At 43.4% G+C, this 22,502-nt stretch carries 27 protein-coding genes and 1 pseudogene; 22 read left to right on the top strand and 6 right to left on the bottom strand.

Annotation, left to right across the window (positions count from 1 at the left end):
• Positions 1 to 11: 11 nt before the first annotated feature.
• Both murQ and GPUN_RS12490 read right to left on the bottom strand, forming a co-directional pair.
• Positions 12 to 1,019, bottom strand: a complete 1,008-nt coding sequence (gene murQ, locus GPUN_RS12495; protein ID WP_006007366.1) for an N-acetylmuramic acid 6-phosphate etherase — start codon at positions 1,017 to 1,019, stop codon at positions 12 to 14.
• On the bottom strand, positions 1,020 to 2,606 hold the full coding sequence (locus tag GPUN_RS12490) for a sodium:solute symporter (RefSeq protein ID WP_006007364.1): 1,587 nt from the start codon (positions 2,604 to 2,606) through the stop codon (positions 1,020 to 1,022).
• 282 nt (positions 2,607 to 2,888) lie between these two features.
• Here GPUN_RS12490 and alr point away from each other — a divergent pair, with 282 nt between their 5' ends.
• On the top strand, positions 2,889 to 3,971 hold the full coding sequence (alr, locus tag GPUN_RS12485; protein WP_040521132.1) for an alanine racemase: 1,083 nt from the start codon (positions 2,889 to 2,891) through the stop codon (positions 3,969 to 3,971).
• Positions 3,972 to 4,332: 361 nt separating this feature from the next.
• The gene (locus GPUN_RS12480) at positions 4,333 to 5,217 is read left to right on the top strand and encodes a glucosamine kinase nucleotide-binding domain-containing protein (RefSeq protein WP_006007360.1); all 885 of its coding nucleotides are present in this window, start codon (positions 4,333 to 4,335) and stop codon (positions 5,215 to 5,217) included.
• Between the two features lie 211 nt (positions 5,218 to 5,428).
• On the opposite strand, the gene GPUN_RS12475 is transcribed toward GPUN_RS12480, so the two are convergent.
• From GPUN_RS12475 to GPUN_RS12465, 3 genes and pseudogenes are all read right to left on the bottom strand, one after another.
• The gene (locus GPUN_RS12475; RefSeq protein WP_158309279.1) at positions 5,429 to 6,169 is read right to left on the bottom strand and encodes a transporter substrate-binding domain-containing protein; all 741 of its coding nucleotides are present in this window, start codon (positions 6,167 to 6,169) and stop codon (positions 5,429 to 5,431) included.
• Positions 6,170 to 6,482: 313 nt separating this feature from the next.
• Positions 6,483 to 7,181, bottom strand: a complete 699-nt coding sequence (gene fre, locus GPUN_RS12470) for an NAD(P)H-flavin reductase (RefSeq protein ID WP_006007355.1) — start codon at positions 7,179 to 7,181, stop codon at positions 6,483 to 6,485.
• Between the two features lie 43 nt (positions 7,182 to 7,224).
• Positions 7,225 to 7,706 (bottom strand): annotated as a pseudogene (locus tag GPUN_RS12465) (3-octaprenyl-4-hydroxybenzoate decarboxylase); the annotation flags it as partial.
• 140 nt (positions 7,707 to 7,846) lie between these two features.
• On the opposite strand from GPUN_RS12465, the gene purT reads away from it, so the two are divergent.
• The 20 genes from purT (at position 7,847) to rplQ (ending at position 21,242) form a co-directional block, all read left to right on the top strand.
• Positions 7,847 to 9,064, top strand: coding sequence for a formate-dependent phosphoribosylglycinamide formyltransferase (gene purT / locus GPUN_RS12460; RefSeq protein ID WP_006007351.1), 1,218 nt, complete (start codon positions 7,847 to 7,849; stop codon positions 9,062 to 9,064).
• Positions 9,065 to 9,116: 52 nt separating this feature from the next.
• On the top strand, positions 9,117 to 11,636 hold the full coding sequence (rnr, locus tag GPUN_RS12455; protein ID WP_006007350.1) for a ribonuclease R: 2,520 nt from the start codon (positions 9,117 to 9,119) through the stop codon (positions 11,634 to 11,636).
• Positions 11,637 to 11,747: 111 nt separating this feature from the next.
• The gene (gene rlmB / locus GPUN_RS12450) at positions 11,748 to 12,506 is read left to right on the top strand and encodes a 23S rRNA (guanosine(2251)-2'-O)-methyltransferase RlmB (RefSeq protein WP_006007348.1); all 759 of its coding nucleotides are present in this window, start codon (positions 11,748 to 11,750) and stop codon (positions 12,504 to 12,506) included.
• A 231-nt stretch (positions 12,507 to 12,737) separates the two neighbouring features.
• Positions 12,738 to 13,106, top strand: a complete 369-nt coding sequence (gene rplN / locus GPUN_RS12445; protein WP_040521130.1) for a 50S ribosomal protein L14 — start codon at positions 12,738 to 12,740, stop codon at positions 13,104 to 13,106.
• 12 nt (positions 13,107 to 13,118) lie between these two features.
• Positions 13,119 to 13,433: a 50S ribosomal protein L24 gene (rplX, locus tag GPUN_RS12440; protein ID WP_006007343.1), complete on the top strand. Its 315-nt coding sequence runs from the start codon at positions 13,119 to 13,121 to the stop codon at positions 13,431 to 13,433.
• Between the two features lie 15 nt (positions 13,434 to 13,448).
• Positions 13,449 to 13,988, top strand: coding sequence for a 50S ribosomal protein L5 (gene rplE / locus GPUN_RS12435; RefSeq protein ID WP_006007341.1), 540 nt, complete (start codon positions 13,449 to 13,451; stop codon positions 13,986 to 13,988).
• An 11-nt stretch (positions 13,989 to 13,999) separates the two neighbouring features.
• A complete protein-coding gene (gene rpsN, locus GPUN_RS12430) occupies positions 14,000 to 14,305 on the top strand; it encodes a 30S ribosomal protein S14 (protein ID WP_006007339.1) in 306 nt (101 codons plus the stop codon).
• Between the two features lie 12 nt (positions 14,306 to 14,317).
• Entirely contained in the window at positions 14,318 to 14,710 is a 393-nt protein-coding gene (gene rpsH / locus GPUN_RS12425) for a 30S ribosomal protein S8 (protein WP_006007337.1), read from the top strand.
• A 15-nt stretch (positions 14,711 to 14,725) separates the two neighbouring features.
• Positions 14,726 to 15,259: a 50S ribosomal protein L6 gene (gene rplF, locus GPUN_RS12420; protein ID WP_006007335.1), complete on the top strand. Its 534-nt coding sequence runs from the start codon at positions 14,726 to 14,728 to the stop codon at positions 15,257 to 15,259.
• Positions 15,260 to 15,268: 9 nt separating this feature from the next.
• On the top strand, positions 15,269 to 15,622 hold the full coding sequence (gene rplR / locus GPUN_RS12415; protein WP_006007333.1) for a 50S ribosomal protein L18: 354 nt from the start codon (positions 15,269 to 15,271) through the stop codon (positions 15,620 to 15,622).
• A 9-nt stretch (positions 15,623 to 15,631) separates the two neighbouring features.
• The gene (rpsE, locus tag GPUN_RS12410; protein ID WP_006007331.1) at positions 15,632 to 16,135 is read left to right on the top strand and encodes a 30S ribosomal protein S5; all 504 of its coding nucleotides are present in this window, start codon (positions 15,632 to 15,634) and stop codon (positions 16,133 to 16,135) included.
• Positions 16,136 to 16,141: 6 nt separating this feature from the next.
• Positions 16,142 to 16,324, top strand: a complete 183-nt coding sequence (gene rpmD / locus GPUN_RS12405; protein WP_006007329.1) for a 50S ribosomal protein L30 — start codon at positions 16,142 to 16,144, stop codon at positions 16,322 to 16,324.
• A 3-nt stretch (positions 16,325 to 16,327) separates the two neighbouring features.
• On the top strand, positions 16,328 to 16,762 hold the full coding sequence (gene rplO / locus GPUN_RS12400; RefSeq protein WP_006007327.1) for a 50S ribosomal protein L15: 435 nt from the start codon (positions 16,328 to 16,330) through the stop codon (positions 16,760 to 16,762).
• A gap of 5 nt (positions 16,763 to 16,767) precedes the next feature.
• Positions 16,768 to 18,078, top strand: coding sequence for a preprotein translocase subunit SecY (gene secY, locus GPUN_RS12395; RefSeq protein WP_006007324.1), 1,311 nt, complete (start codon positions 16,768 to 16,770; stop codon positions 18,076 to 18,078).
• 45 nt (positions 18,079 to 18,123) lie between these two features.
• A complete protein-coding gene (gene rpmJ / locus GPUN_RS14045; protein WP_006007322.1) occupies positions 18,124 to 18,240 on the top strand; it encodes a 50S ribosomal protein L36 in 117 nt (38 codons plus the stop codon).
• A 151-nt stretch (positions 18,241 to 18,391) separates the two neighbouring features.
• On the top strand, positions 18,392 to 18,748 hold the full coding sequence (gene rpsM / locus GPUN_RS12390) for a 30S ribosomal protein S13 (protein WP_006007321.1): 357 nt from the start codon (positions 18,392 to 18,394) through the stop codon (positions 18,746 to 18,748).
• A 16-nt stretch (positions 18,749 to 18,764) separates the two neighbouring features.
• The gene (gene rpsK, locus GPUN_RS12385; protein WP_006007320.1) at positions 18,765 to 19,154 is read left to right on the top strand and encodes a 30S ribosomal protein S11; all 390 of its coding nucleotides are present in this window, start codon (positions 18,765 to 18,767) and stop codon (positions 19,152 to 19,154) included.
• Positions 19,155 to 19,175: 21 nt separating this feature from the next.
• Positions 19,176 to 19,796: a 30S ribosomal protein S4 gene (rpsD, locus tag GPUN_RS12380; protein WP_006007319.1), complete on the top strand. Its 621-nt coding sequence runs from the start codon at positions 19,176 to 19,178 to the stop codon at positions 19,794 to 19,796.
• Positions 19,797 to 19,816: 20 nt separating this feature from the next.
• Positions 19,817 to 20,806 (top strand): DNA-directed RNA polymerase subunit alpha, encoded by a 990-nt coding sequence (locus GPUN_RS12375; protein WP_040521129.1) that lies wholly within the window; start codon positions 19,817 to 19,819, stop codon positions 20,804 to 20,806.
• A gap of 37 nt (positions 20,807 to 20,843) precedes the next feature.
• A complete protein-coding gene (gene rplQ / locus GPUN_RS12370) occupies positions 20,844 to 21,242 on the top strand; it encodes a 50S ribosomal protein L17 (protein WP_006007317.1) in 399 nt (132 codons plus the stop codon).
• A gap of 115 nt (positions 21,243 to 21,357) precedes the next feature.
• On the opposite strand, the gene GPUN_RS12365 is transcribed toward rplQ, so the two are convergent.
• Positions 21,358 to 22,191 carry a hypothetical protein gene (locus GPUN_RS12365; RefSeq protein WP_006007316.1) on the bottom strand — a complete coding sequence of 278 codons (834 nt, stop codon included), beginning with the start codon at positions 22,189 to 22,191 and terminating at the stop codon, positions 21,358 to 21,360.
• Positions 22,192 to 22,502 lie beyond the last annotated feature (311 nt).

Raw genomic sequence — 22,502 nt, 5'->3', positions numbered from 1 at the left:
CATGTGTAAACCTAAAGTAACGTTTTTTTATGCGGCTTCGCGTGAATGCTATCAGGCGAATTGCTTAGCGAATTACGCAAATGCCCCTGATTTTTTTGCAACATCGTTTTTGCTGTAATCGCATCTGTTTGCGTTAAAATCATTAAAATGGCCAGCTTTGCGCTATTGTCGGCCAACTCAAGTGCTGTTTGCGCCTGCGTTTGGCTGCATTGCGTCGCCTGCATTACAATACGGATAGCCCGAGCGCGCAGCTTTTCATTACTTGCGTTAAGATCGACCATCAGGTTTTCAAAGACTTTGCCTAGTTTTACCATGACGGCGGTGCTTAGCATATTGAGTATGAGTTTTTGCGCAGTGCCTGATTTCATGCGCGTTGAGCCGGTTAAACATTCCGGCCCCACTTGCGCGCATATTCCGGCATTCACCATAGTTAACATAGGCGAGTTTGGGTTACACACCACACATGCCGTATTACAGCCTAATGAATTAGCGTATTCTAAGGCGCTAATCACATAAGGCGTGCGGCCACTGGCGGCTATGCCAACCAGCATATCGTTTTTTTGCAGGTCAATGTTTTGTAAATCAACTATGGCGCTGTCTTTGCTATCTTCTGCACCTTCTACTGCATTAGTTAAGGCGTTCTCACCGCCGGCGATAATGCCTATTACTAAATTATCGGGTACACTAAATGTGGGTCGGCACTCTACCGCGTCTAGTACCCCTAAGCGTCCACTGGTGCCTGCACCGATATAGATCAGCCGACCTTTGTTTTGAAGGCTGGTAACCGCCAAGTCAACGCAAACACTAATGTTATGCAGCGCGGCGGCAACTGCTAGCGCAACTTTCTGGTCTTCTTGGTTAATCACCTTTAGCAAATCAAGCGTGTTTAAGGTGTCTAATGTCATGGTGCGTGGATTTCTGCCTTCAGAGACAAGGCTGTCTAGCTGCTGCATGAGGGCTTGCTCATTTGTTTCGAGTTTTTGGGGCTGAGTTTTTACTTCCTCAAAGGGCTTGGGCATCTACGCTTCCTCTTTAGTAAACGAACGTGCATTTTGAGCGACGCCAAGGCAGCAAACTATCGTGGCCACGCTGGTGGCAATTAATAGCTGATATGAGAAATTCAAATCAAATTGCCACGCGTCTGGCAAATACCACGTTTGTACATAGGGCTGCATAAGCACCGGAATAGAAAATCCAATGATCAGCGCCCCTAGAATAGAGCCTGCTGAGCCGCGTTTGGTAAAAAGTGCCGTAAAATAAACGCCAAGCAAGCCGCTATATGAAAACACCATCACGCTAAGCGCAAAGGCTAAAAGCGGCATGTCGGTATATTGTTGCCAATAGTAGCAAAGCCCTGCCATTGCGCTTAAGCAAATGGCCACAAGCCCCATACTAATTCGACCTGCTTTTACTAACTGCTGTTCGCTCGGGCTTACTTTTTTAATCAAACCACAGTAAAACCCACGGTAAAGATCTTGCACTAGCACCGATGACATGCTGTTTAAGCCAGAGTTTAAGGTAGACAAGGCGGCGGCAATAATTCCTATGGTGACCACTGCTTTTATGCCATTGGGTAAATCGGTAAGCACGTAGTACATAAATATAGTGACGGTTTGGCCCACGAATTCTGGCGTGGGCTCGCCCTCTATGCCGCTTTGCATTAAATCGGGTCGCTGGTAATAGACAAAAAGTAACAAACCAATACAGACAAAAATAAGTACAACCGGTATGCCCATAAATATTGAGCTGACCAACGCCCGCGTTGCGCTTTTTGAGTCTTTGCAGGTTAACATGCGCTGCGTCACATCTTGATCAAGACCAAACGCAGCAATATTTAATAATACAAACCCAGTTACAACAGACCAAAAGCTAAATACGCCGGCACCGCCAAGGTCAGTAGTGAAATTAAACACGGTCAGCTTAGAGTCTTGACCGTCGCCAGGATCGGCTAAAACAGCCCATATGGCAGAAAAGTCGGCGGGAATACTGATTATCAAATACCCAAGTACTAACAGTGCAGCGCTTATGTATACCATCGCTTGAATAACATCGCTGTAAATAACGCTGCGAACGCCGCCGTACATGGTATATGCGAAACCAACGGTGGCAATAAGTAAGATCGAGGCAATAACATGGTTTGCGGCAATATCACCAAATAAAATCATAGCAACCGCAATTGCGGCCATATATAGCCTTGCGCCACTTGCAAACAGCCTGCCGATTAGATAAACCGTACCTGCCTGATATTTAGATTTTTCACCAAAGCGCTGAGCGAGGAGTTCGTACACGGTAAACACTTTGTAATGGTAGAATTTAGGCAATAAAAAATAGGCCACAAAGCCTGCGGCAATAAAACCCGCTAAATTGGTGGCTAAGTAAGTCAAGTCGCCCCTGTAGCCTTGGTCAGGGCCGCCTAAAAAAGTTGCCGCTGACTGCGACGTGGCCAGCACAGAAATACTCACTAGCCACACGGGCATTTGATTGCCCGCTAAAAAATAGTCTTTACTAGATTGTGACTTTCGATTGAACCATAGGCCTGTTGCCACTAAAGTTAGTGCGTAGCCGGCGAATATTGCCCAATCTATCAGGGAAAACTGATCAATCATTCATTGACCTCATAATTATTGTTATTTTTAGGATATCTCTAAGATGTACTTTATGTATAAATATCGCAGCGCTTAGTTATACCCAATCGGGTTTGCGCTGTATACTACTTAATTATGCTATAAATGCACTCTTCATTAAAATGTTGGGGCATGGGCGAGATAACATGGGCACATGTCTTGCTTTAGTGACAATAATTGTCGGCAGATTAAACATCCGCTGGCAATAGTGTGAACTATATAGCGCTTTTTCATCGTTTAAATAACAAATTAAAGAGGTGTATTGTGAGTCGTCGCACCATTGCTACTATAAATTTAAATGCACTACGCGATAATCTTGCTTTGCTCATGGATTATAACAGTGGCAGTAAGGTGATTGCTGTAGTCAAAGCAGACGCCTACGGCAATGGCGCGGTGAATGTTGCGCGCGCTATTGAGGCTGAGGTCGATATATTTGCAGTGGCATTTTTAGCCGAAGCAAAAACACTTTGCGAGGCCGGTATTTCTAAGCCTGTTTTAGTCCTACAAGGCCCGCACAGTCAGCAGGAACTGTATGACGAGTCCACCTCAAATCTTATTTGGATGCTACACAGTGAATGGCAGCTAGAAGCGTTTGCAAAATATAAGCAAAGTACCGTTGTGCACAAAAGTGCAGCTTGGTTGAAGTTCGATTCGGGCATGCATCGACTCGGATTGCCTATTGCACAGTTGCCAGACTTACTCGCTAAGTACTCAAGCATTATAGATGAGAACACCGTACTTGCTACCCATCTTGCAAACGCAGATGAGCCTATTCAAGATCATGCAAAAGCCCAAATAGACGACTTTTTAGCGGTAGCCTTAATGGTGAACTTGCCCATTTGCATTGCCAACTCTGCCGCGAGTATACGTTTTGATCAGGCTCGCGGCGACTATGTACGCTTAGGTATTGCTATGTATGGTTCAAGCCCCTTTCAAAGCCATGACAATCCTGTAGCGCTAAAACCAGTAATGAGCTTAGATTCGCAAATAATAGGCTTGCGCACTATTGAAAAAGGCGAAGCGGTTGGCTACGGAAGCACTTGGAGAGCCGCTAGAGAGTCGGTCATTGCTACAGTCTCCATTGGCTATGCTGACGGCTACCCACGCCACGCTCCTACTAGCACTCCCGCATGGTGTGAAGGGCAGCTTATACCTTTAGTCGGGCGTGTGTCTATGGACATGTTAACGTTTGATGTGACTAATTTAAGCAGTGTTGCAATAGGAGACGTTGTGCAACTGTGGGGCGATAAACTGCCTATAAACGATGTGGCCGATCACATAGGCACCATTGGCTATGAGCTAATGACCCGCATTTCTGCTAGAGTACCTCGAAAGTATATTGGGTAAGGTGTTAAACGAAAGCCTTCTTCAGGTGTAAAAAGGTAAAATTTTGTCGAATAGTCATAAAAGAGATCTCACTAAAGGGCCCGTTTATAGAGCCCTAGTCGCTATGTCAGCGCCAATGAGATTAGGTATTTTTCGGTGATTGCTGTGGGCTTAGCAGATGCGTACTTCTTGGGCCCTTTAATCACCAGCACCGTGTTGCAGAACTAATTATGGCTTGTGCTGATTTTTTATTTCAATATAGCCATGCTAATGTCGAGATCAATAAAATTTATCCCTGATAATAAGCGGTTTTATGAAGTGCTTATAAGAATATAATACTGCGTATATTTGGCATTAGAACGTTTTGGAACAAGGTTGAAGTATGTGGATTGTAGGGGTTGATGGTGGTGGCACGAAATGTGAGGCGGGTTTATTTACCCAAAGTGGTGACTTGTTAGCGAGGGCGCGAACGGGACCTGCCAACTTGTTCGCTAATTTTACAGGTGCTATGGCTTGTATAGAGCAGGCCAGCGAGCAGCTCTTTTCGAAGTGCCAAGCGCAGCATAATATTAGTGTTACCCAACAGGACTGTTTTATTAGCTTAGGTTGCGCCGGTGGTTCAATAGAGTCGGTGAAAAAAAATTTCAGGCAATGGCCGCATCAATATGCTGGAGCGCTGCTTAATACCGATGTATATGTATCGTGCCTTGGGGCTAATAAAACAAAGGCTTGCGCCGTATTCGTGATTGGTACGGGGTCTTGTTTAGCGGTTTTCACGCCTGAGGATCCCATTAATATGCAGCAGTTTGGGGGCCACGGATTTATATTAGGCGATGTTGCATCGGGCGCCTGGTTAGGCAAGCAAGCACTAATTTGGTACTTACAGGCGCTTGAAACACCTCCCCAAGATACACTCTTATTAACCACACTCAAGCGTGAGTTAGGCAGCAGTACGAGTCTAATAATTGAGACCTTTGGGCAAGCTAGTGCGCGTGAATTTGCTGAACTTGTACCCGTAATCTTGAACGTGCAAGATAGTAGCCCAACGGTCGCGAACTGGCTAGCACAAGGGGCGTCGTATGCCGCTAATTTGATAGAACGGCACACCGATAAAAACCAGCCAATATTTCTTACAGGAGGATTAGCCACGGTGTACAAACCGTTAATTGAAAAACGCATTGCAACCGCTGTCACTATTCCTAATAAGAGCGCTATTTTCGGTGCATACGCAGCCGCCAAAGACTACTTAAACAGACAAAATGGTTGAGTTAGGTAACGGGCTTGTATTTACTTTCGTCAGATTGATTTCATACTCTGAGGGGTCAAATGTAAACGATATCTGCGCTAGCTTATCGCCTTCAAGTGCTCAACACAAGTACGCGTGCAAAGCCCACCAAATCATGTTTTTTAGCAAAGGCGCTGCCTTTAAGATGCACTTGAGGCGGTATGCGTTGCCACTGAAAATACACTACCAATAGTTACCATTTTCGTAGGATTTCTGAATACAGCGCCGCATCTAAAAGCACTTGGGACACGTCAGCCGGATTTAGCAAACGCTCTAACTCTCCCGATGTGCTCATCATTAAAATAGAAGCATTAAAATCATCTATAATAGTCTGTGCGTTTGGTGTGTCAGATTTAATCGCTAAACGCAGTTGGACTTCGTAAATAGGGTCGCGTGACAGATACATTGACTGTTGTTTTACGTCTATTAAAAGCTTGTTGAAGGCGTCCAGCATAAATTTGTCAGCAATGATGTTTTCAACGCGCCGGTCTGCTAGCTGCTTAACGTTGGCTAAAAAGTCAGGAGTGCGTGCCCATCTTACTGAACGCTCAGCGCGCAATTCATCGGTATTGGCGAATCTGTTTTCAATGCCCAGAGTCGTTCTATATATTTTATCGAGCCTGTTAGCTTCTTTTGCTTTTGGGTTTCTTGAGGCGATGTGCAGCGGTAATACCATATAAGGGTCAGAATATAGATAGCTACCACGCTGAACGTTCAAAGAATAATGGTCGATGAATCCCGTAAAAGTACCATTTCTTAAACCGCTGCCAGACCACGCCTGCGTTGTTGCGGTAATAGTGACGGCATAGTCACTCAAGGCTTTTTTTACTACGTCATTCGCCCGCGCTGAATTGGGGGCTTTGTCGATCAAGGTAGGCACTATATTGCCCACCAAAGGAAGCTTGGTGTTTTGCGCTAGAACAGGTAATGCCAAAATGCTCGTAGATACAACTAAACAGATCAACGCACCGCGCTTCATCATTATTTTTATACTCAATGTAATCTCAATATATAGTAGTGGGTTGGGACGCGCAGATATAAGGTTAAAACTACGTTTCATGCCTAGTGTAAACGTGAAATTAAGCACAATGGATTTATTTATTAAGTGATTTTTGAAAAGCGCTGTTAACCGTGATGTATTAAAGCTTGCATATTAATTGGATTAATACACAAGTCTTTAGCAATCTTAATGCGTCAAGCAGCACAGCCAATATTTGTATGACATCGAAATAATGCATAATTAGGACTTATTTTAAAAAGGCAAAAGCATCGCCAAATAAGCAGTCTTGCGACAAACCAAGCGGTAAAAACTCAGTCTTAATAAGGGCTGCCATTTCAAATCGGCCTGCTACGTATACTTGCTTATTTTCAAGTGACGGGAAATCGCTTAATACTGCTTGATGCACAAGGCCCGTCTTACCTTTCCATCTCGTTTCAGGAGACTCAACTACAGGATTAAAGTTAAAGTTTCTATGCACCGTCGCTAACTGCGTAAGTCGGTTCAACTCGTATAAATCAGCCTGTTTTTTAGCGCCCCAATATAAATCTACTTGGCGATTTGGCTGACGCTGTAAACAGTCAAGCAATATCGACTTTGCATACGAATAACCGGTGCCGCCTGCAATAATAATCGCTGGCATATCGCTCTCGCGCAAAAAGGCATTGCCAAGACCCACCTCAACGGTAAGGGTATGAGTATCTCTTGCGCGCTGTATGACTTCAAAAGCATAGGGGTTTTTGGGCGTAGCGCCTATATGCAGCTCTAATAAATGATTATGTTGAGGTATGTTAGCGATAGAAAAAGGTCGTTTGTCTTGTTCGCTCATAACAACCTGCAGATATTGCCCCGCTTTAAAAGCAACAGCTTGTTTGGCGTCCAAGGTAACTTTGAGTACGTGCGGGCTTAGCGGCTCAATACTGAGCACGCGGGTATTAATAAAGGTCATTGTGTTCCTATTTAAAATGTATTAACAAATGTGCTGCTCAGTCTTAATCAAGCAACCCAAGTTCTTGCCAAATATCATCCACTTTCTGTTTGACTTTTTCGTCCATATAATGGGGGTTCCCCACTCACGGTCTGTTTCGCCTGGCATTTTATTGGTGGCATCAAGTCCCATCTTGGATCCTAAACCCGACACCGGCGAGGCAAAGTCTAAATAGTCTATTGGTGTATTTTCAATCATGGTGGTGTCTCGGGCAGGGTCCATTCTGGTAGTAATTGCCCGAATAACATCATTCCAATCGCGTGCGTTCGAATAATCGTCACATACTATCACAAATTTGGTATACATGAATTGTCGCAAGAACGACCAAACACCCATCATGACCCGTTTCGCATGTCCTGGATATTGTTTTTTGATGGTAACAATGGCCATTCGATAAGAACACACTTCAAGGGACAGATAAAAGTCGACAATTTCTGGGTATTGTTTTTGCAATATGGGCACGAAGACTTCATTTAACGCTACGCCTTCGCGAAGCACGCAGACTTAAGCTTTAGTCGTGTATTTTCGCCTTATTTTCAAATAAGTATTTAGCCTAGCTAATTACCTTTTATTCTTATTGTGTTGTAATAGGAGTGTATTAATATTTATTCAAGGTTACTCAATCAATGTCTCTTAGCATTTCATCTGATAGTTATTCTGCGGCAGTTCAAATAGGTACACCTTTTTCCGCTTCAAGCACCAAAGTTATGTTGTTAGGCGCTGGCGAATTAGGTAAAGAAGTTGCCATAGAGCTGAAGCGTTTGGGCTGTGAAGTTATTGCGCTAGATCGCTATAAAAACGCGCCCGCCATGCAAATTGCCGACAAAGCCTATTGTTTATCTATGCTTGATTCAGACGCTTTAGAAAAAATAATTCGAGATGAAAATCCCGCTTTCATCGTACCCGAAATAGAAGCAATTGCGACCACTACCTTGTTAAAACTTGAGGCCGATGGTTTTACTATTGTACCCAGTGCGAATGCGGCGCATTTGACCATGAACAGAGAAGGCATTCGATGCTTAGTCGCTGAAGAACTCAATATTTCCACATCAAACTATAGATTTGCCAGTAGCTTTGATGAATTTACGCTTGCGCTTGAAGAAATTGGGTTTCCGTGTGTAGTTAAACCGGTAATGAGCTCATCTGGTAAAGGGCAAAGCTTACTCAAAGCAGCAAGTGAGGCACAACAAGCTTGGCAATATGCACAAGAAGGCGGGCGCGCTGGGAAGGGCAAGGTAATAGTGGAAAGCTTTGTAGATTTCGACTACGAAATTACCTTACTCACAGTGCAGCATGCCTCAGGTATAAGCTACTGTGAGCCTATTGGACACAGGCAGAAAGACGGTGATTATCAAGAAAGTTGGCAGCCCCAAGCGATGAGTGGACTTGCTTTAAAGCGTGCCCAAGAAATGGCTGAAAAGGTCACCAAGGCATTAGGTGGAAAAGGTCTGTTTGGTGTAGAGTTTTTTATAAAAGGTGACGATGTTATTTTTAGTGAAGTCTCACCTAGGCCACATGACACAGGCATGGTTACCATGATATCGCAGGACTTATCAGAATTTGCTCTGCATGTTCGTGCCTTTTTGGGTTTGCCGATCCCTAATATAGGGTTTAGAAGACCTTCTGTATCAGTTGCACTATTAGTACAAGGAAATTCGGACAAGGTTAGTTTTGGTAACCTTGCGCAAGTGCTGTCACTTCCCAACACAGATTTACGCCTATTTGGCAAGCCTGAGGTGTCCGGTAAGCGACGAATGGGCGTCGCCTTGGCTAGCGACGCATCTTTAGAAGTCGCATTAGAAAAAGGCTTGTTTATGGCGGCGAGTATTCGCTCTAAATTATAAACAGATTGCGTAAAAGGGTGGTATTCGTTTTTCAATCGTTTATACTTTAAGCATGAATAAAGAAAACAAAACAGAAAAAAATATAAAAACGAATACTCCTAATACAAACAAGTTACTACCTGCTAACAGTGATAAACAAGACGCTGGAACAGTGCCGCCGGGTACGAGTTCGTCAGGTAAAAGTCAAGATCCTCACTTTGAACGTGAACAAGTAAAGTATGAAAATCCAGTCGCCAGTAGAGAATACATGCTGAGTATGCTGATGCAGCACGCGCAAGATAATTCGGGTGGCTTAGCGTACACAGAAATTTGTAATCTTTTAAATGCACACGACGAAGACAGCCGCATTGGTATTCAAAGACGACTACGCGCTATGGAGCGCGAAGGGCAAGTTCTATTTAATCGAAACAAAAAATATGAAGTACAAGCACAAGACGCATTGGTTAGAGGCCGAGTCATTGGCCATAGAGACGGCTTCGGATTTCTAAAACACTCTGACACAGAAAAAGACTATTTCATCACAATGGGGCAGATGAAAAATCTTTTTCATGATGATGTGGTAGAGGGTGCGCTAGGGCAAACCGATCGTAAAGGACGCACTGAGTTTCGCGTCAACCAAATAATTGAACCAAGAAAAGACGCCATTGTGGGTCGCTATTTTATTGAGCAAGGCGTAAGTACCGTCATACCTGATGACAATCGTATTTGCCATGAACTTATCATTCCCAAAGAATATACGAATGGCGCAAAGCAAGGTCATGTCGTGGTAGTTGAAATACTGCAGCGACCGCGTCGGAATATGAATCCGACGGGCAAAATTACAGAGGTCCTTGGCGAGCACTTAGCGCCGGGTATGGAAATTGAAACGGCACTGCGCAACTTTGATATACCGCACACATGGCCAAAATCAGTAACGGCAAGTTTGAGTCAGCTAACAGACGAAGTCCCTGATGAAGCAAAAACGGGACGTGTAGATTTACGCGATTTACCGCTGGTTACGATTGACGGCGAAGATGCCAGAGACTTCGACGACGCGGTATACTGTGAACCTGGTGATGATGGCGGCTGGAAGCTGTGGGTGGCTATTGCCGATGTAAGTAGCTACGTGAGGCTAGGTACAGCGCTTGATAACGAAGCTCAAAACAGAGCAACCTCTGTATATTTCCCTGAACAAGTAATCCCCATGCTACCCGAAGCCTTATCTAACGGCTTGTGCTCGCTTAATCCAGACGTCGACCGTCTATGCATGGTCTGTGAAATGCACATATCGGCAAAAGGAAAGTTGGGCGAATACATGTTCTATGAAGCCGTTATGCGCTCTCATGCCCGATTTACTTACACTAAAGTATGGAATATTCTAAACGGCGATGAAACACTTATTCAGCGTTACCAAGACAGAGTTGAAGATCTCGGCAATTTAAATAATTTATACAAGGCCCTTAAGCGTTCGCGTCAAAACCGTGGTGCCATAGAATTTGAAAGCGTAGAAACAAAGTTTGTGTTTAATGCCCATCGTAAAATAGAAAATATAGTGCCATTGGTGCGTAACGATGCACATAAGATCATCGAAGAGTGCATGATCATGGCAAACGTCTGTGCCGCGCAATACATTGAAGAAAACAATGCCGAGGCCTTATTTAGGGTGCACGACAAGCCCGATGCGGACCGCTTAATTAGCTTTCGTTCCTACTTAGCAGAAGTGGGTATCGATTTTAAAGCGGGCAATGAACCCACGCCAAAAGAGTTTGCCCAAGTGGCGACAAAAATAGCAGGCAGGGTTGACAAAGACCTCATTCAAACTATGCTGCTGCGCTCGATGAAGCAAGCTATATATGACGGTAATAATCTCGGTCATTTCGGCTTAGCACTTGAGGCTTATGCGCATTTTACATCACCAATAAGGCGCTATCCCGACTTAGTGGTGCATCGCGTAATTAAAGCTATAGTGAACAAGCAGCAGGGCAACAAAGCTTGTAAAGGCGCTAAGTTTTACACTGAGCAAGAAATTGAAGCCCTTGGTGAGCAATGCTCTATGGCAGAGCGGCGAGCCGATGATGCCACCCGAGATGTTGCAGACTGGTTAAAATGCGAGTTCATGCTAGATCATGTGAATGACGTATTTGAGGGAGTCATTGCCTCGGTAACTAATTTTGGTTTATTTGTGAGGCTCAGTAACTTTCAAATAGATGGCCTGATCCACATCACGTCTCTGGCTAATGACTTTTATCACTATGACCAAATCAAACAATGTTTGGTCGGTGAAAATTCTGGCCGTAGCTACCGTTTAGGCGATCCTTTGCGTATCAAAGTGGTGGCAGTAAATCTAGATGAACGCAAAATAGATTTGATGATAGACGGTGAAGATAATACCAAGCGTCCTGCGCGTAAAAAGAAAAAGCGCAGTGGTGGCGGGAGCAAAGAAGACAAAGCCGTAAATAATGGTAAGGCCAGCACTAAAACAAGTAAACCTGAGGGTAAAAAACCAGAAGCACCGGTAAATAAAGACGGTAAACGTAAAGCAGGTCCTGCCTCTAAACGCGGAAAATCATCGCGTTCAAAACCGAAAAAGTAGTAAATAACTCAGTGCCCTTTCCCAAGGGCACTTGTTTAATATAATTAGCCCTTAGTGTCAGCTAGAGCAAGCTATATTTAGGCTCACCAACACGATTAGGAAATTCACTTAATGGCACAACAGGAATTTTTGTATGGTATTCATTCGGTTGCCGCTGTGCTTGAAAGTGAGCCTGAGCGGGTACTTGATGTGATGATTGCGAAAGGTCGCAGTGAAGAGCGAATTAATGATATTGTTAATGCTGCCAGAAACAATGGAATTTCAGTGCAGTTTGTACACAGAAAAACACTCGATGAAAAAAGTGATGGTGAACAAAATCAAGGTGTAATAGCACGTGCAAAGCCTGCCAGAATATTGGATGAAGCAGATCTAGATAAGATTTTTAAGAGTGTTCAGTCTTCGCCAAATACAATACCGTTCTTTTTAGTGTTAGATGGTGTTACCGACCCGCACAATCTAGGTGCTTGTTTGCGAAATGCCGATGCCGCTGGTGTGCAAGCTGTTATTGTGCCTAAGGATAATGCGGTTGGCCTTACACCTGTAGTGCGTAAAGTCGCTTCTGGTGCGGCCGAAAATGTGCCGCTTATTCAGGTAACAAACTTGTCTCGCACGCTTAAGCATATGCAGCAGCAAGGCGTGTGGGTAATAGGTACAGCAGGAGAGGCCACGCAGATTATTTATGAGTGTAAAATTGAAGGTGCCGTAGCACTTGTGATGGGTGCAGAAGGAAAAGGGATGCGCAGATTAACTCGTGAAACTTGCGACGAGCTTATTAAGCTACCCATGGCGGGCACGGTGTCTAGTCTAAATGTTTCAGTCGCAACAGGAATATGTTTATTTGAAATAGTGCGTCAGCGGCCCCGCGTTTAGGCACATGTAGTCATGTATGATGGTTATAGAAGGACATCCAATTTACCTATCGATACACAATACTTAAATTTCTTAAAATTAGGCTACACCTCAAGTTTGTTTTCTGTTATAGTTTCGCGCCCTTTTTGTAGGGGTATGGTCTGTTTTTATCAAGAATTACTTATAATTTAAGGTAAAAATAGCAGCTTAGAGGCTCAAAAGAGTCATAATATTAAATAGCGGAGCTCTAACATGATCCAAATGCAAACTAACCTGGACGTAGCCGATAACTCGGGTGCTCGCAGGGTTCAGTGTATTAAGGTTCTTGGTGGTTCGCATCGCCGTTATGCGCACATAGGCGACATCATTAAAGTTACTGTGAAAGAAGCAATTCCTCGCGGTAAAGTTAAAAAAGGTGACGTCTTAACTGCAGTGGTGGTACGTACTAGGAAAGGCGTTCGCAGAGCAGATGGTTCTACTATCCGTTTTGACAACAACGCAGCTGTTTTGCTTAATGCAAACAAGCAACCTATTGGCACACGTATTTTTGGTCCGGTTACAAGAGAACTTCGTGGAGATTCATTCATGAAAATCATCTCATTGGCCCCAGAAGTACTATAAGGAGTCACGATAATGGCTAGAAAAATTCGTCGTGATGATGAAATTGTCGTATTAGCGGGTAAAGATAAAGGTAAGCAAGGCAAAGTTTTGCGTGTATTACCTTCCGAAGACCGCGTATATGTAGAAGGCGTAAATATCATTAAGAAACATCTAAAGGCAAATCCGCAAGCGAATGAGCCAGGTGGTATTATTGATAAAGAAGCTTCTATTCATGTTTCAAATATAGCGTTAGTAAACCCTGCAACGGGAAAAGCTGATCGCGTTGGTTTCCGTTTCGAAGACGAGAAGAAAGTACGTTTCTTTAAGTCTAACGGCGACCTAGTTTAACTATTGGAGAATACGATGGCGAAACTGCATGAGTTCTATAAAGAGACCGTAGTGGCCGATCTTGCAAAGCAGTTCGGATACAAAAGTGTCATGCAAGTCCCTCGGGTGGAAAAAATCACTCTAAACATGGGTTTGGGTGAAGCAGTAGCAGACAAGAAAGTCCTCGAATCAGCGCAAGCTGAAATGGCGGCAATCGCTGGTCAAAAGCCAGTAGTCACTGTTGCAAGAAAATCTGTTGCGGGCTTTAAAATCCGTGAAGGTTATCCGATTGGCTGTAAAGTGACCCTACGTGGCGAACGTATGTGGGAATTCCTTGAGCGATTTATTTCGATCACTATTCCCCGTATCCGTGACTTCCGTGGTCTTAACCCGAAATCATTTGACGGTAAAGGCAACTATAGCATGGGCATACGTGAGCAAATCATCTTCCCTGAAATCGATTTCGATAAAGTGGATAAAATGCGCGGTATGGATATTACTATCACTACCAGTGCTGAAACTAACGACGAAGCACATGCTCTTTTGAGCGCGTTTAGCTTCCCGTTTAGAAAATAAGGTGTAGGGTTATGGCAAAAGAATCAATGAAGGCGCGTGAAGTAAAACGTGCCAAGCTGGTTAAGAAATATTCAGAAAAACGTGATGCTTTAAAAGCAACCGTTAGCAACGTGAATGTTTCTGAAGAAGAGCGTTGGGACGCTGTTCTTAAGCTACAACAACTTCCACGTGATTCGTCACGTTCACGTCAGCAAAACCGCTGTCGTGTAACGGGCCGTCCACATGGGTTCCTACGCAAATTTGGTCTTTCTCGTATAAAGCTTCGTGAAGCTGCTATGCGCGGTGAAGTCCCTGGCCTTAAAAAAGCCAGCTGGTAAGGAGTAGCACATATGAGCATGCAAGATCCTATCGCGGATATGTTTACCCGAATTCGTAATGGCCAACAAGCCGCTAAAGTTACGACCTCTATGCCATCATCTAAGTTACGCGTTGCTATTGCAACCTTACTTCAGTCTGAAGGTTATGTAGAAGGTTTCAGTGTTACGCAAGGGGCTAAGCCCACTTTAGAAGTAACTTTGAAATATTTCGAAGGTAAAAAAGTAATTGATACAATTCAAAGAGTCAGCCGTCCTGGTTTACGCATCTATAAAAATAAAGATGAGTTACCTAAAGTGATGGGTGGTCTTGGGATTGCTATCGTGTCTACCTCAAAAGGTGTGATGACTGACCGTGCAGCGCGTAATGCTGGCATGGGCGGTGAGATCATCGGTTATGTAGCGTAACTCCAGGAGTAGAATATGTCACGTATAGCAAAATCCCCTGTAGACATCCTAGCAGGAGTAGAAATATCTATTTCTGGTCAAGAAGTCACAGTTAAAGGTAAAAATGGCACCTTAACTCGCGTATTTAACGACGCAGTTGACGTAAAGCAAAAAGACAACACGTTAACCACGGCTCCAAAAGAAGGCGCGGCAAACGGTTGGGCTCAAGCGGGAACGGCAAACGCATTGTTAAAGTCGATGATTAAGGGTGTAACTGATGGTTATGAAAAGAAACTTCAGCTAAATGGTGTTGGTTACCGTGCAAACGCACAAGGTAGCAAACTAAATCTAACGCTGGGCTTTTCTCACCCTGTCGCTTACGATATGCCTGAAGGCATTACCATACAAACTCCTACACAAACCGAAATCATTGTTTCTGGCATTGATAAGCAAGTGGTGGGACAGGTTGCAGCTAACATTCGCGGATATCGTCCACCAGAGCCTTACAAAGGCAAGGGTGTTCGTTACGCAGATGAAGTTGTTCGTCGTAAAGAAGCTAAGAAAAAGTAGGTGGGTGTTATGGATAAGAAAACAGCTCGCTTGCGTCGTGCCACTCGCGCACGCAAGAAGATCAGTGAACTCGAAGCGACTCGCTTGGTAGTAAACCGTACACCGCGCCACATATACGCTCAGTTAATCGCTCCATGCGGTTCTGTAGTATTAGCCTCAGCTTCAACTGTTGAAAAAGATCTTAAAGGTTCTTTGAAATCAACAGGCAATGTTGAAGCGGCAGCGGCAGTTGGTAAAGCGATTGCACAACGCGCTATCGAAAAAGGTGTCGAAAAAGTCGCCTTTGATAGAAGTGGATTTAAATATCACGGTCGTGTGAAAGCACTGGCTGATGCCGCTCGTGAAGCGGGCCTTCAGTTCTAGGAGTTTAAAATGGCTAAAGTAGAAGTTCAACAGCAGGGTGACCTGTTAGAAAAGCTAATCGCTGTAAACCGTGTTTCTAAAGTAGTTAAAGGTGGTCGCATCTTTAGTTTTACTGCATTAACAGTGGTTGGCGATGGCAATGGCCGTGTAGGTTTTGGCTACGGAAAAGCACGTGAAGTTCCTGCTGCAATTCAAAAGGCAATGGAAAAAGCTCGTCGCAACCTAGTTGATGTAGATCTAAACGGAAACACATTACAGCACCCAATTAAAGGGCGTCACTCAGGTTCTAAAGTATATATGCAGCCTGCATCTGAAGGTACCGGTATTATTGCCGGTGGCGCGATGCGAGCAGTATTAGAAGTTGCTGGTGTACAAAACGTTCTTTCTAAATGCTACGGCTCAACCAACCCTATCAACGTGGTACGCGCAACTGTTAACGCGCTAGTAGAAATGAACTCTCCGGAGAAGATTGCTGCGAAACGTGGATTGCCGGTTAACGAGATTCTGGGGTAAGTGAACATGGCAAAGACGATTAAAGTAAAGCAAACTAAAAGCTCGATCGGTCGACTGCCTAAGCCTAAAGCAACATTAGTTGGTTTAGGCTTACGCAAGATTGGTCATGTTCGTGAACTTGAAGATACACCAGCCATTCGTGGCATGGTAAACCGTGTATTTTACATGGTTGAGATAGTGGAGGAGTAATTGATGAAACTTAATACGCTTGCTCCTGCACCTGGAGCAAATAAAGCAGGTAAACGTGTTGGTCGCGGAACTGGTTCTGGTTTAGGCAAAACTGGTGGTCGTGGTCATAAAGGTCAAAAGAGTCGTTCAGGCGGGAAAGTCAAGCCTGGATTTGAAGGTGGTCAAATGCCTTTACAACGTCGTTTACCTAAGTTTGGTTTTACGTCGCGTGTATCTTTTGTGACCGACCAAGTAACACTCAGCGAAATTGCTAGCGTTGACGGTGATGTTGTATCACTAGACACTTTGAAGGCTGCAGGTCTTGTTAAAAAAGAAATGCAAAATGTAAAAGTGATCTTGAGCGGCTCAATTAGTCGTGCAGTCACCATTAGTGGCCTTGGAGTAACCAAAGGTGCGCTAGAAGCAATTACAGCTGCTGGCGGTAAAGTAGAGGAATAAGCTAAATGGCAAAACCAGGACAGGGTTCAAGTAAAGGCGGTGGTTTGAGTGAATTACGCTCTCGCCTGTTTTTCGTACTTGGCGCAATCATTGTGTTTAGGCTTGGGTCTTATGTACCTATTCCTGGTATTGACTCCAATGTGTTGTCTCAAATATTTGAACAGCAAACAGGCACCATTGTGGGCATGTTTAACATGTTTTCTGGTGGCGCTCTTGAGCGTGCTTCAGTACTAGCATTGGGCATAATGCCGTACATCACAGCGTCGATTATTATGCAGTTATTAGCTGCTGTGCATGAGCCATTTAAGGAATTAAAGAAAGAGGGCCAATCTGGTCAGCGTAAAATCAGTCAGTACACGCGTTATTTAACGCTAATACTTGCGTCATTCCAATCTATTGGGATTGCAACTGGTTTACCACAAATGATTCCTGGTTTAGTGACCGATCCTGGCTTAGCTTTCTATTTTACAGCAGTCGTGAGTTTGGTTACCGGTACTATGTTTTTAATGTGGTTAGGTGAGCAAATTACCGAACGCGGTATTGGTAATGGTATATCAATTTTAATATTTGCTGGTATTGTGGCGGGCTTGCCCAGTGCAATAGGGCAAACTGCTGAACAAGCAAGGCAGGGCGAAATTCAGCTGTTGTTCTTGTTAGTATTGGCTGCCATTATTATAGCATTAACCTATTTGGTTGTATTTGTTGAGCGAGCACAGCGCCGTATTGTGGTAAACTATGCAAAGCGTCAACAAGGCAGAAAAGTATTTGCAGCGCAAAGCTCACATTTACCCCTCAAGGTAAACATGGCAGGTGTAATTCCACCTATCTTTGCTTCAAGTATAATTTTGTTTCCAAGTACTTTATCGGGTATGTTAGGACAAAATGAGAACTTCTCGTTTTTGACTGACTTTGCTCTTTTATTGTCACCTGGGCAACCCTTATATGTAATGCTGTACGCAGCAACGATTATTTTCTTTTGCTTCTTTTATACAGCATTACAATTTAATCCACGCGACACTGCTGATAATCTAAAGAAATCTGGCGCTTTTGTTCCCGGGATCCGTCCTGGAGAGCAAACATCACGTTACATTGACAAAGTGATGACAAGGTTGACCCTAGCTGGTGCTCTCTATATTACCTTTGTTTGTTTAGTGCCTGAGTTCCTATTACTGTGGTTTAACGTTCCGTTTTACTTTGGTGGTACATCTCTACTCATAATATGTGTAGTGGTAATGGATTTCATGGCGCAGGTACAAACCCACTTGATGTCTCATCAATATGGGGATGTTCTCAAAAAAGCTAACTTAAAAGGCTAAGTCGGTAAGACTACACTTTTAGGTAGCCAACTACGGAGTGATGACATGAAAGTTCGTGCATCCGTTAAAACGATTTGCCGTAACTGCAAAATCATTAAGCGCAACGGTGTTGTAAGAGTGATTTGTTCAGCAGACCCTAAGCATAAGCAAAGGCAAGGCTAATTGTCCTAGAAATAGGGATTTTACTCGGTTTTTAATATCGGGCGCTGTACTAGTGCCCGAGCTCTAAAACCTTTATTTGCAATTTTGTTATTAGGTAAGTATCCTAACGGGCTTTTTAGGCTAGTAACATTTATTAAGAGGAGTGCTGTTAATGGCCCGTATCGCTGGCATTAACATTCCTGATCACAAGCATACCGTTATTGCTTTGCAAGCCATTTTTGGTATCGGGGCAACCCGTGCAAAAGAAATATGTGTGAGTGCGAGTGTTTCAGAGTCTACCAAAATTAAAGAATTGGATGAGACTATAATAGACAAACTTCGTGACGAAGTGGCCAAGTTTATGGTTGAAGGTGATTTACGTCGTGAAGTTTCCATGAGTATTAAACGTTTGATGGACCTAGGTTGTTTTCGTGGCATACGCCATCGTCGCAGCTTACCCTTACGTGGTCAGCGCACTAAAACTAATGCGCGTACCCGTAAAGGTCCTCGTAAACCTATTAAAAAGTAAGCGAGGATTATAAGTTATGGCTAAAACCCCTACTAAAGCGCGCAAGCGCGCCAAACGTCAAGTTGCTGATGGAATGGCTCATATCCATGCATCTTTCAACAATACGATTGTGACAATAACTGATCGTCAAGGTAATGCGCTATCATGGGCAACATCTGGTGGTTCAGGTTTTCGTGGTTCTCGTAAGTCAACTCCGTTTGCGGCTCAGGTTGCAGCAGAGAGAGCCGGCCTTGCCGCTCAAGACTATGGCTTGAAAAACATTGAAGTGTTCGTTAAAGGACCCGGCCCAGGCCGTGAATCTGCTATACGCGCATTAAATGCCACAGGTTATAAGATCACAAACATTACCGATGTGACGCCAATACCGCACAACGGTTGTCGTCCACCTAAAAAGCGTCGCGTATAAGCGAGCAGTTGGAGAAAGATCATGGCAAGATATTTGGGTCCAAAACTCAAACTTAGTCGTCGTGAAGGAACCGACCTGTTCCTTAAAAGCGGCGTAAGAGCAATTGAAAGTAAGTGTAAAATCGATCAGCCTCCTGGTCAGCATGGTGCCCGTCGTGGGAGATTGTCTGATTATGGCGTTCAGTTACGCGAGAAACAAAAAGTTCGTCGTATGTATGGCGTATTAGAAAAACAGTTTAGAAACTATTATAAAGAGGCTGCACGACGTGCAAGCAACACCGGTGAAAACTTGTTGCAACTTCTTGAGCAGCGTCTTGATAACGTTGTCTACCGTATGGGCTTTGCAAGTACCCGTGCTGAAGCACGCCAACTTGTCAGTCACAAGGCGATTGTTGTTAACGGTAAAGTAGTAAACATTCCATCTTTTACAGTGAAAGCTGAAGATGTGGTTGCTGTTCGTGAGAAAGCTAAAAAACAGGCTCGTATTGTTGCTGCATTAGAATTAGCAGATCAGCGTGAAAAGCCAGTATGGTTGGAAGTAGACAATACTAAAATGGAAGGTACGTTTAAACGTATTCCTGAAAGAACAGATTTGTCTGCCGAAATAAATGAACAGTTGATTGTCGAACTTTACTCTAAGTAAAGTATAACTAAAGAGGATACATTGTGGGTTCAGTGACCGAATTCTTAAAGCCAAGGTTAGTTGAAATTGAAAATATTTCACCTACTCGTGCAAAGGTAACGTTAGAGCCATTAGAGCGTGGCTTTGGCCATACTCTAGGCAACGCACTTCGTCGCATCTTACTATCTTCTATGCCAGGATGTGCTGTCACAGAGGTTGAGATTGATGGCGTGCTACACGAGTACACTGCTAAAGAAGGCGTGCAAGAAGATGTTATAGATATTCTGTTGAACCTTAAAGGTCTAGCAGTAATACTCGAAAATAAAACCGAAGCTACCTTAACATTAGTTAAGTCTGGTGCAGGTCCAGTTCTTGCCCGTGATATTCAGCATGACGGTGACGTTGAAATTGTTAATCCTGAGCATGTGATTTGTAACTTAACTGGCGAAGGCGAGTTGAGTATGCGTATCAAAGTAGAAATGGGTCGTGGTTATGTACCAGCATCTACTCGTCGTTCCTCTGAAGACGATGATCGACCAATTGGTCGTTTGTTAGTTGACGCTTCATTCAGTCCAGTAGAACGTATTGCTTATTCTGTGGAGTCTGCGCGTGTTGAACAACGCACTGATTTGGATAAGTTAATAATTGATATGGAAACAAACGGTACATTAGATCCGGAAGAAGCCATTCGACGTTCTGCAACAATCTTAGCTGAGCAATTAGATGCTTTCGTAGAATTACGCGACATCTCGGTGCCCGAAGCTAAGGAAGAAAAGCCAGAATTTGATCCTATTCTATTGCGTCCAGTTGACGACTTGGAATTAACGGTCCGTTCTGCTAACTGTTTGAAAGCAGAAGCCATTCAATATATTGGTGACCTTGTACAGCGCACTGAAGTTGAACTTCTTAAGACCCCTAATCTGGGTAAGAAATCGCTTACAGAAATTAAAGATGTACTTGCTTCTCGTGGACTTTCTTTAGGCATGCGCCTTGAGAATTGGCCTCCAGAGTCAATCGCTGAAAAAGATTAATCAGAATTATTACTGAATTGTAAAGAAGGATAAGACTATGCGCCATCGTAAGAGTGGTCGTCAGTTGAATCGCAATAGTAGCCATAGAATTGCCATGTTTAAAAACATGGCAAGTTCATTGGTTAAGCATGAAGTCATTAAGACTACGTTGCCAAAAGCGAAAGAACTGCGTCGTGTTATAGAGCCATTAATAACACTTGCTAAGCAAGACAGCGTTGCAAATCGCCGTTTAGCTATGGCAAGAACGGCTGATAAAGAAGTTGTTGGTAAATTATTTAATGAACTTGGTCCGCGTTACGACGCACGTCCAGGTGGTTACACACGTATCCTAAAGTGTGGATATCGTACTGGTGACAATGCCCCTATGGCATACGTTGAATTAGTTGACCGCCCCATTACTGAAGAAGTTGCTGAAGAAATTGAAGCAGTTGAATAGTATAGGGTAATAAAAAAACCCGGAATATTCCGGGTTTTTTATTGTCTAAATTTTAAGATTAAATTGATACTGTATATTTTAACAAACTGCCTGTTCTTCTCAAACAGTCATTGAATTATGGTGTTGGTGCTTGTGATTCTAATTCCAAATAGTGATCATTAATAATTGCCACTATTTCTTCTTCACTTAAACCACCTTTCATTGCGCTTATTCGAACTTTTTCTGAACTGATATCACGCTGCTGAGCAAGTTCAACCAAACGAGTAATAGCGTCAGGGTATTGTGCAAGTTCTTCCATTGATACAATTATCATATTTTCTGTTTTGACCAAATCATCCGTTACTGTAGCTAGTAGAGCGTCCAACACATATTTACCAACAAAAGGTACTTCTTTAATTGTAGTAATTAAAATTTCCATCGTTTGAGACGGGAACGCAGCCACTAACTTTTGTGCAATTTGATCGGCTGAATCTGGTTCTGCCTTAACTGCCGTTTTGACAATTTCATCAAAATATTCAGGGTTGTTTTTGCAAGCGGCGCTTGTAGCTGCGCCCGCATAACTTGGTTCTGCATTTACTGCCAAAGCTACAATTTCTGTTGGTTTTGCTACTCTATGTTCGTTTGCTAACATGATTATATCATCAACGAACATAGGTTTTGCGGAGACGCTTGTAGTAATTATTTCTTGATATCTCTCTGGATAGGCGCTTAACGCAATAGAAACAAATTCGGGCGTGCGTTGTGGATATCTGTCGAGTAAGCTTTTTAAGGAATTGTCTACTGAAGCTCCGCCTTCAACTTGTTTCTTGAAAAATTGGATCGACTGCTGGCTAGGTTGCATCCAACTAGCTTGCTGGCTTGTTATACTAAATTGCTCAGATGCGACACTATTGCTAACTAGGTTAGCTGTGAGTACTAGAGAACAACTGATCGTAACTAATGTATTCATCTTTAAAACCGCCTTAAGATTGCTGCTTAGTTCATAATGCATTAACTTTATTAACACTAATTTCACAATACCACATACTATTAGATAGCTCTATTTAATAAATTAAGGAGATACTCGTTTTAGTGCTTGACCTTTTCCTGTTGAACTTTATAATGCGCCCTCTCAAACATTGAGAGTAAGTTTGTAGACGATCTTGTGGCTCACCAAAGTTAGGTGTTTGTTATAACAAAAGGTTCAATATAATCAATTATATTATTTTGAAAAAGTTACAAAAGATGTTGACAAACTTTGCGAATGACGTAGTATTCGCA

The organism is Glaciecola punicea ACAM 611, assembly GCF_000252165.1.
Classification (GTDB): domain Bacteria; phylum Pseudomonadota; class Gammaproteobacteria; order Enterobacterales; family Alteromonadaceae; genus Glaciecola; species Glaciecola punicea.
Note: the sequence above shows the minus strand (reverse complement) of the source record. Positions and strands in the feature narration are given on the sequence as shown.

Excerpts from the sequence above, each read along its gene's own strand:
- GPUN_RS12490 (WP_006007364.1), bottom strand. The coding sequence starts at position 2,606 with ATGATTGATCAGTTTTCCCTGATAGATTGGGCAATATTCGCCGGCTAC.
- rplX (WP_006007343.1), top strand. The coding sequence starts at position 13,119 with ATGGCTAGAAAAATTCGTCGTGATGATGAAATTGTCGTATTAGCGGGT.
- GPUN_RS12365 (WP_006007316.1), bottom strand. The coding sequence starts at position 22,191 with ATGAATACATTAGTTACGATCAGTTGTTCTCTAGTACTCACAGCTAAC.
- rnr (WP_006007350.1), top strand. The coding sequence starts at position 9,117 with ATGAATAAAGAAAACAAAACAGAAAAAAATATAAAAACGAATACTCCT.
- secY (WP_006007324.1), top strand. The coding sequence starts at position 16,768 with ATGGCAAAACCAGGACAGGGTTCAAGTAAAGGCGGTGGTTTGAGTGAA.
- rplE (WP_006007341.1), top strand. The coding sequence starts at position 13,449 with ATGGCGAAACTGCATGAGTTCTATAAAGAGACCGTAGTGGCCGATCTT.
- rplO (WP_006007327.1), top strand. The coding sequence starts at position 16,328 with ATGAAACTTAATACGCTTGCTCCTGCACCTGGAGCAAATAAAGCAGGT.
- rlmB (WP_006007348.1), top strand. The coding sequence starts at position 11,748 with ATGGCACAACAGGAATTTTTGTATGGTATTCATTCGGTTGCCGCTGTG.
- rpsE (WP_006007331.1), top strand. The coding sequence starts at position 15,632 with ATGGCTAAAGTAGAAGTTCAACAGCAGGGTGACCTGTTAGAAAAGCTA.
- rpsN (WP_006007339.1), top strand. The coding sequence starts at position 14,000 with ATGGCAAAAGAATCAATGAAGGCGCGTGAAGTAAAACGTGCCAAGCTG.
- rpmD (WP_006007329.1), top strand. The coding sequence starts at position 16,142 with ATGGCAAAGACGATTAAAGTAAAGCAAACTAAAAGCTCGATCGGTCGA.
- rpsM (WP_006007321.1), top strand. The coding sequence starts at position 18,392 with ATGGCCCGTATCGCTGGCATTAACATTCCTGATCACAAGCATACCGTT.
- rpsK (WP_006007320.1), top strand. The coding sequence starts at position 18,765 with ATGGCTAAAACCCCTACTAAAGCGCGCAAGCGCGCCAAACGTCAAGTT.
- rplQ (WP_006007317.1), top strand. The coding sequence starts at position 20,844 with ATGCGCCATCGTAAGAGTGGTCGTCAGTTGAATCGCAATAGTAGCCAT.
- rpsD (WP_006007319.1), top strand. The coding sequence starts at position 19,176 with ATGGCAAGATATTTGGGTCCAAAACTCAAACTTAGTCGTCGTGAAGGA.
- rpsH (WP_006007337.1), top strand. The coding sequence starts at position 14,318 with ATGAGCATGCAAGATCCTATCGCGGATATGTTTACCCGAATTCGTAAT.
- murQ (WP_006007366.1), bottom strand. The coding sequence starts at position 1,019 with ATGCCCAAGCCCTTTGAGGAAGTAAAAACTCAGCCCCAAAAACTCGAA.
- rplN (WP_040521130.1), top strand. The coding sequence starts at position 12,738 with ATGATCCAAATGCAAACTAACCTGGACGTAGCCGATAACTCGGGTGCT.
- rpmJ (WP_006007322.1), top strand. The coding sequence starts at position 18,124 with ATGAAAGTTCGTGCATCCGTTAAAACGATTTGCCGTAACTGCAAAATC.
- purT (WP_006007351.1), top strand. The coding sequence starts at position 7,847 with ATGTCTCTTAGCATTTCATCTGATAGTTATTCTGCGGCAGTTCAAATA.
- GPUN_RS12480 (WP_006007360.1), top strand. The coding sequence starts at position 4,333 with ATGTGGATTGTAGGGGTTGATGGTGGTGGCACGAAATGTGAGGCGGGT.
- rplR (WP_006007333.1), top strand. The coding sequence starts at position 15,269 with ATGGATAAGAAAACAGCTCGCTTGCGTCGTGCCACTCGCGCACGCAAG.
- fre (WP_006007355.1), bottom strand. The coding sequence starts at position 7,181 with ATGACCTTTATTAATACCCGCGTGCTCAGTATTGAGCCGCTAAGCCCG.
- rplF (WP_006007335.1), top strand. The coding sequence starts at position 14,726 with ATGTCACGTATAGCAAAATCCCCTGTAGACATCCTAGCAGGAGTAGAA.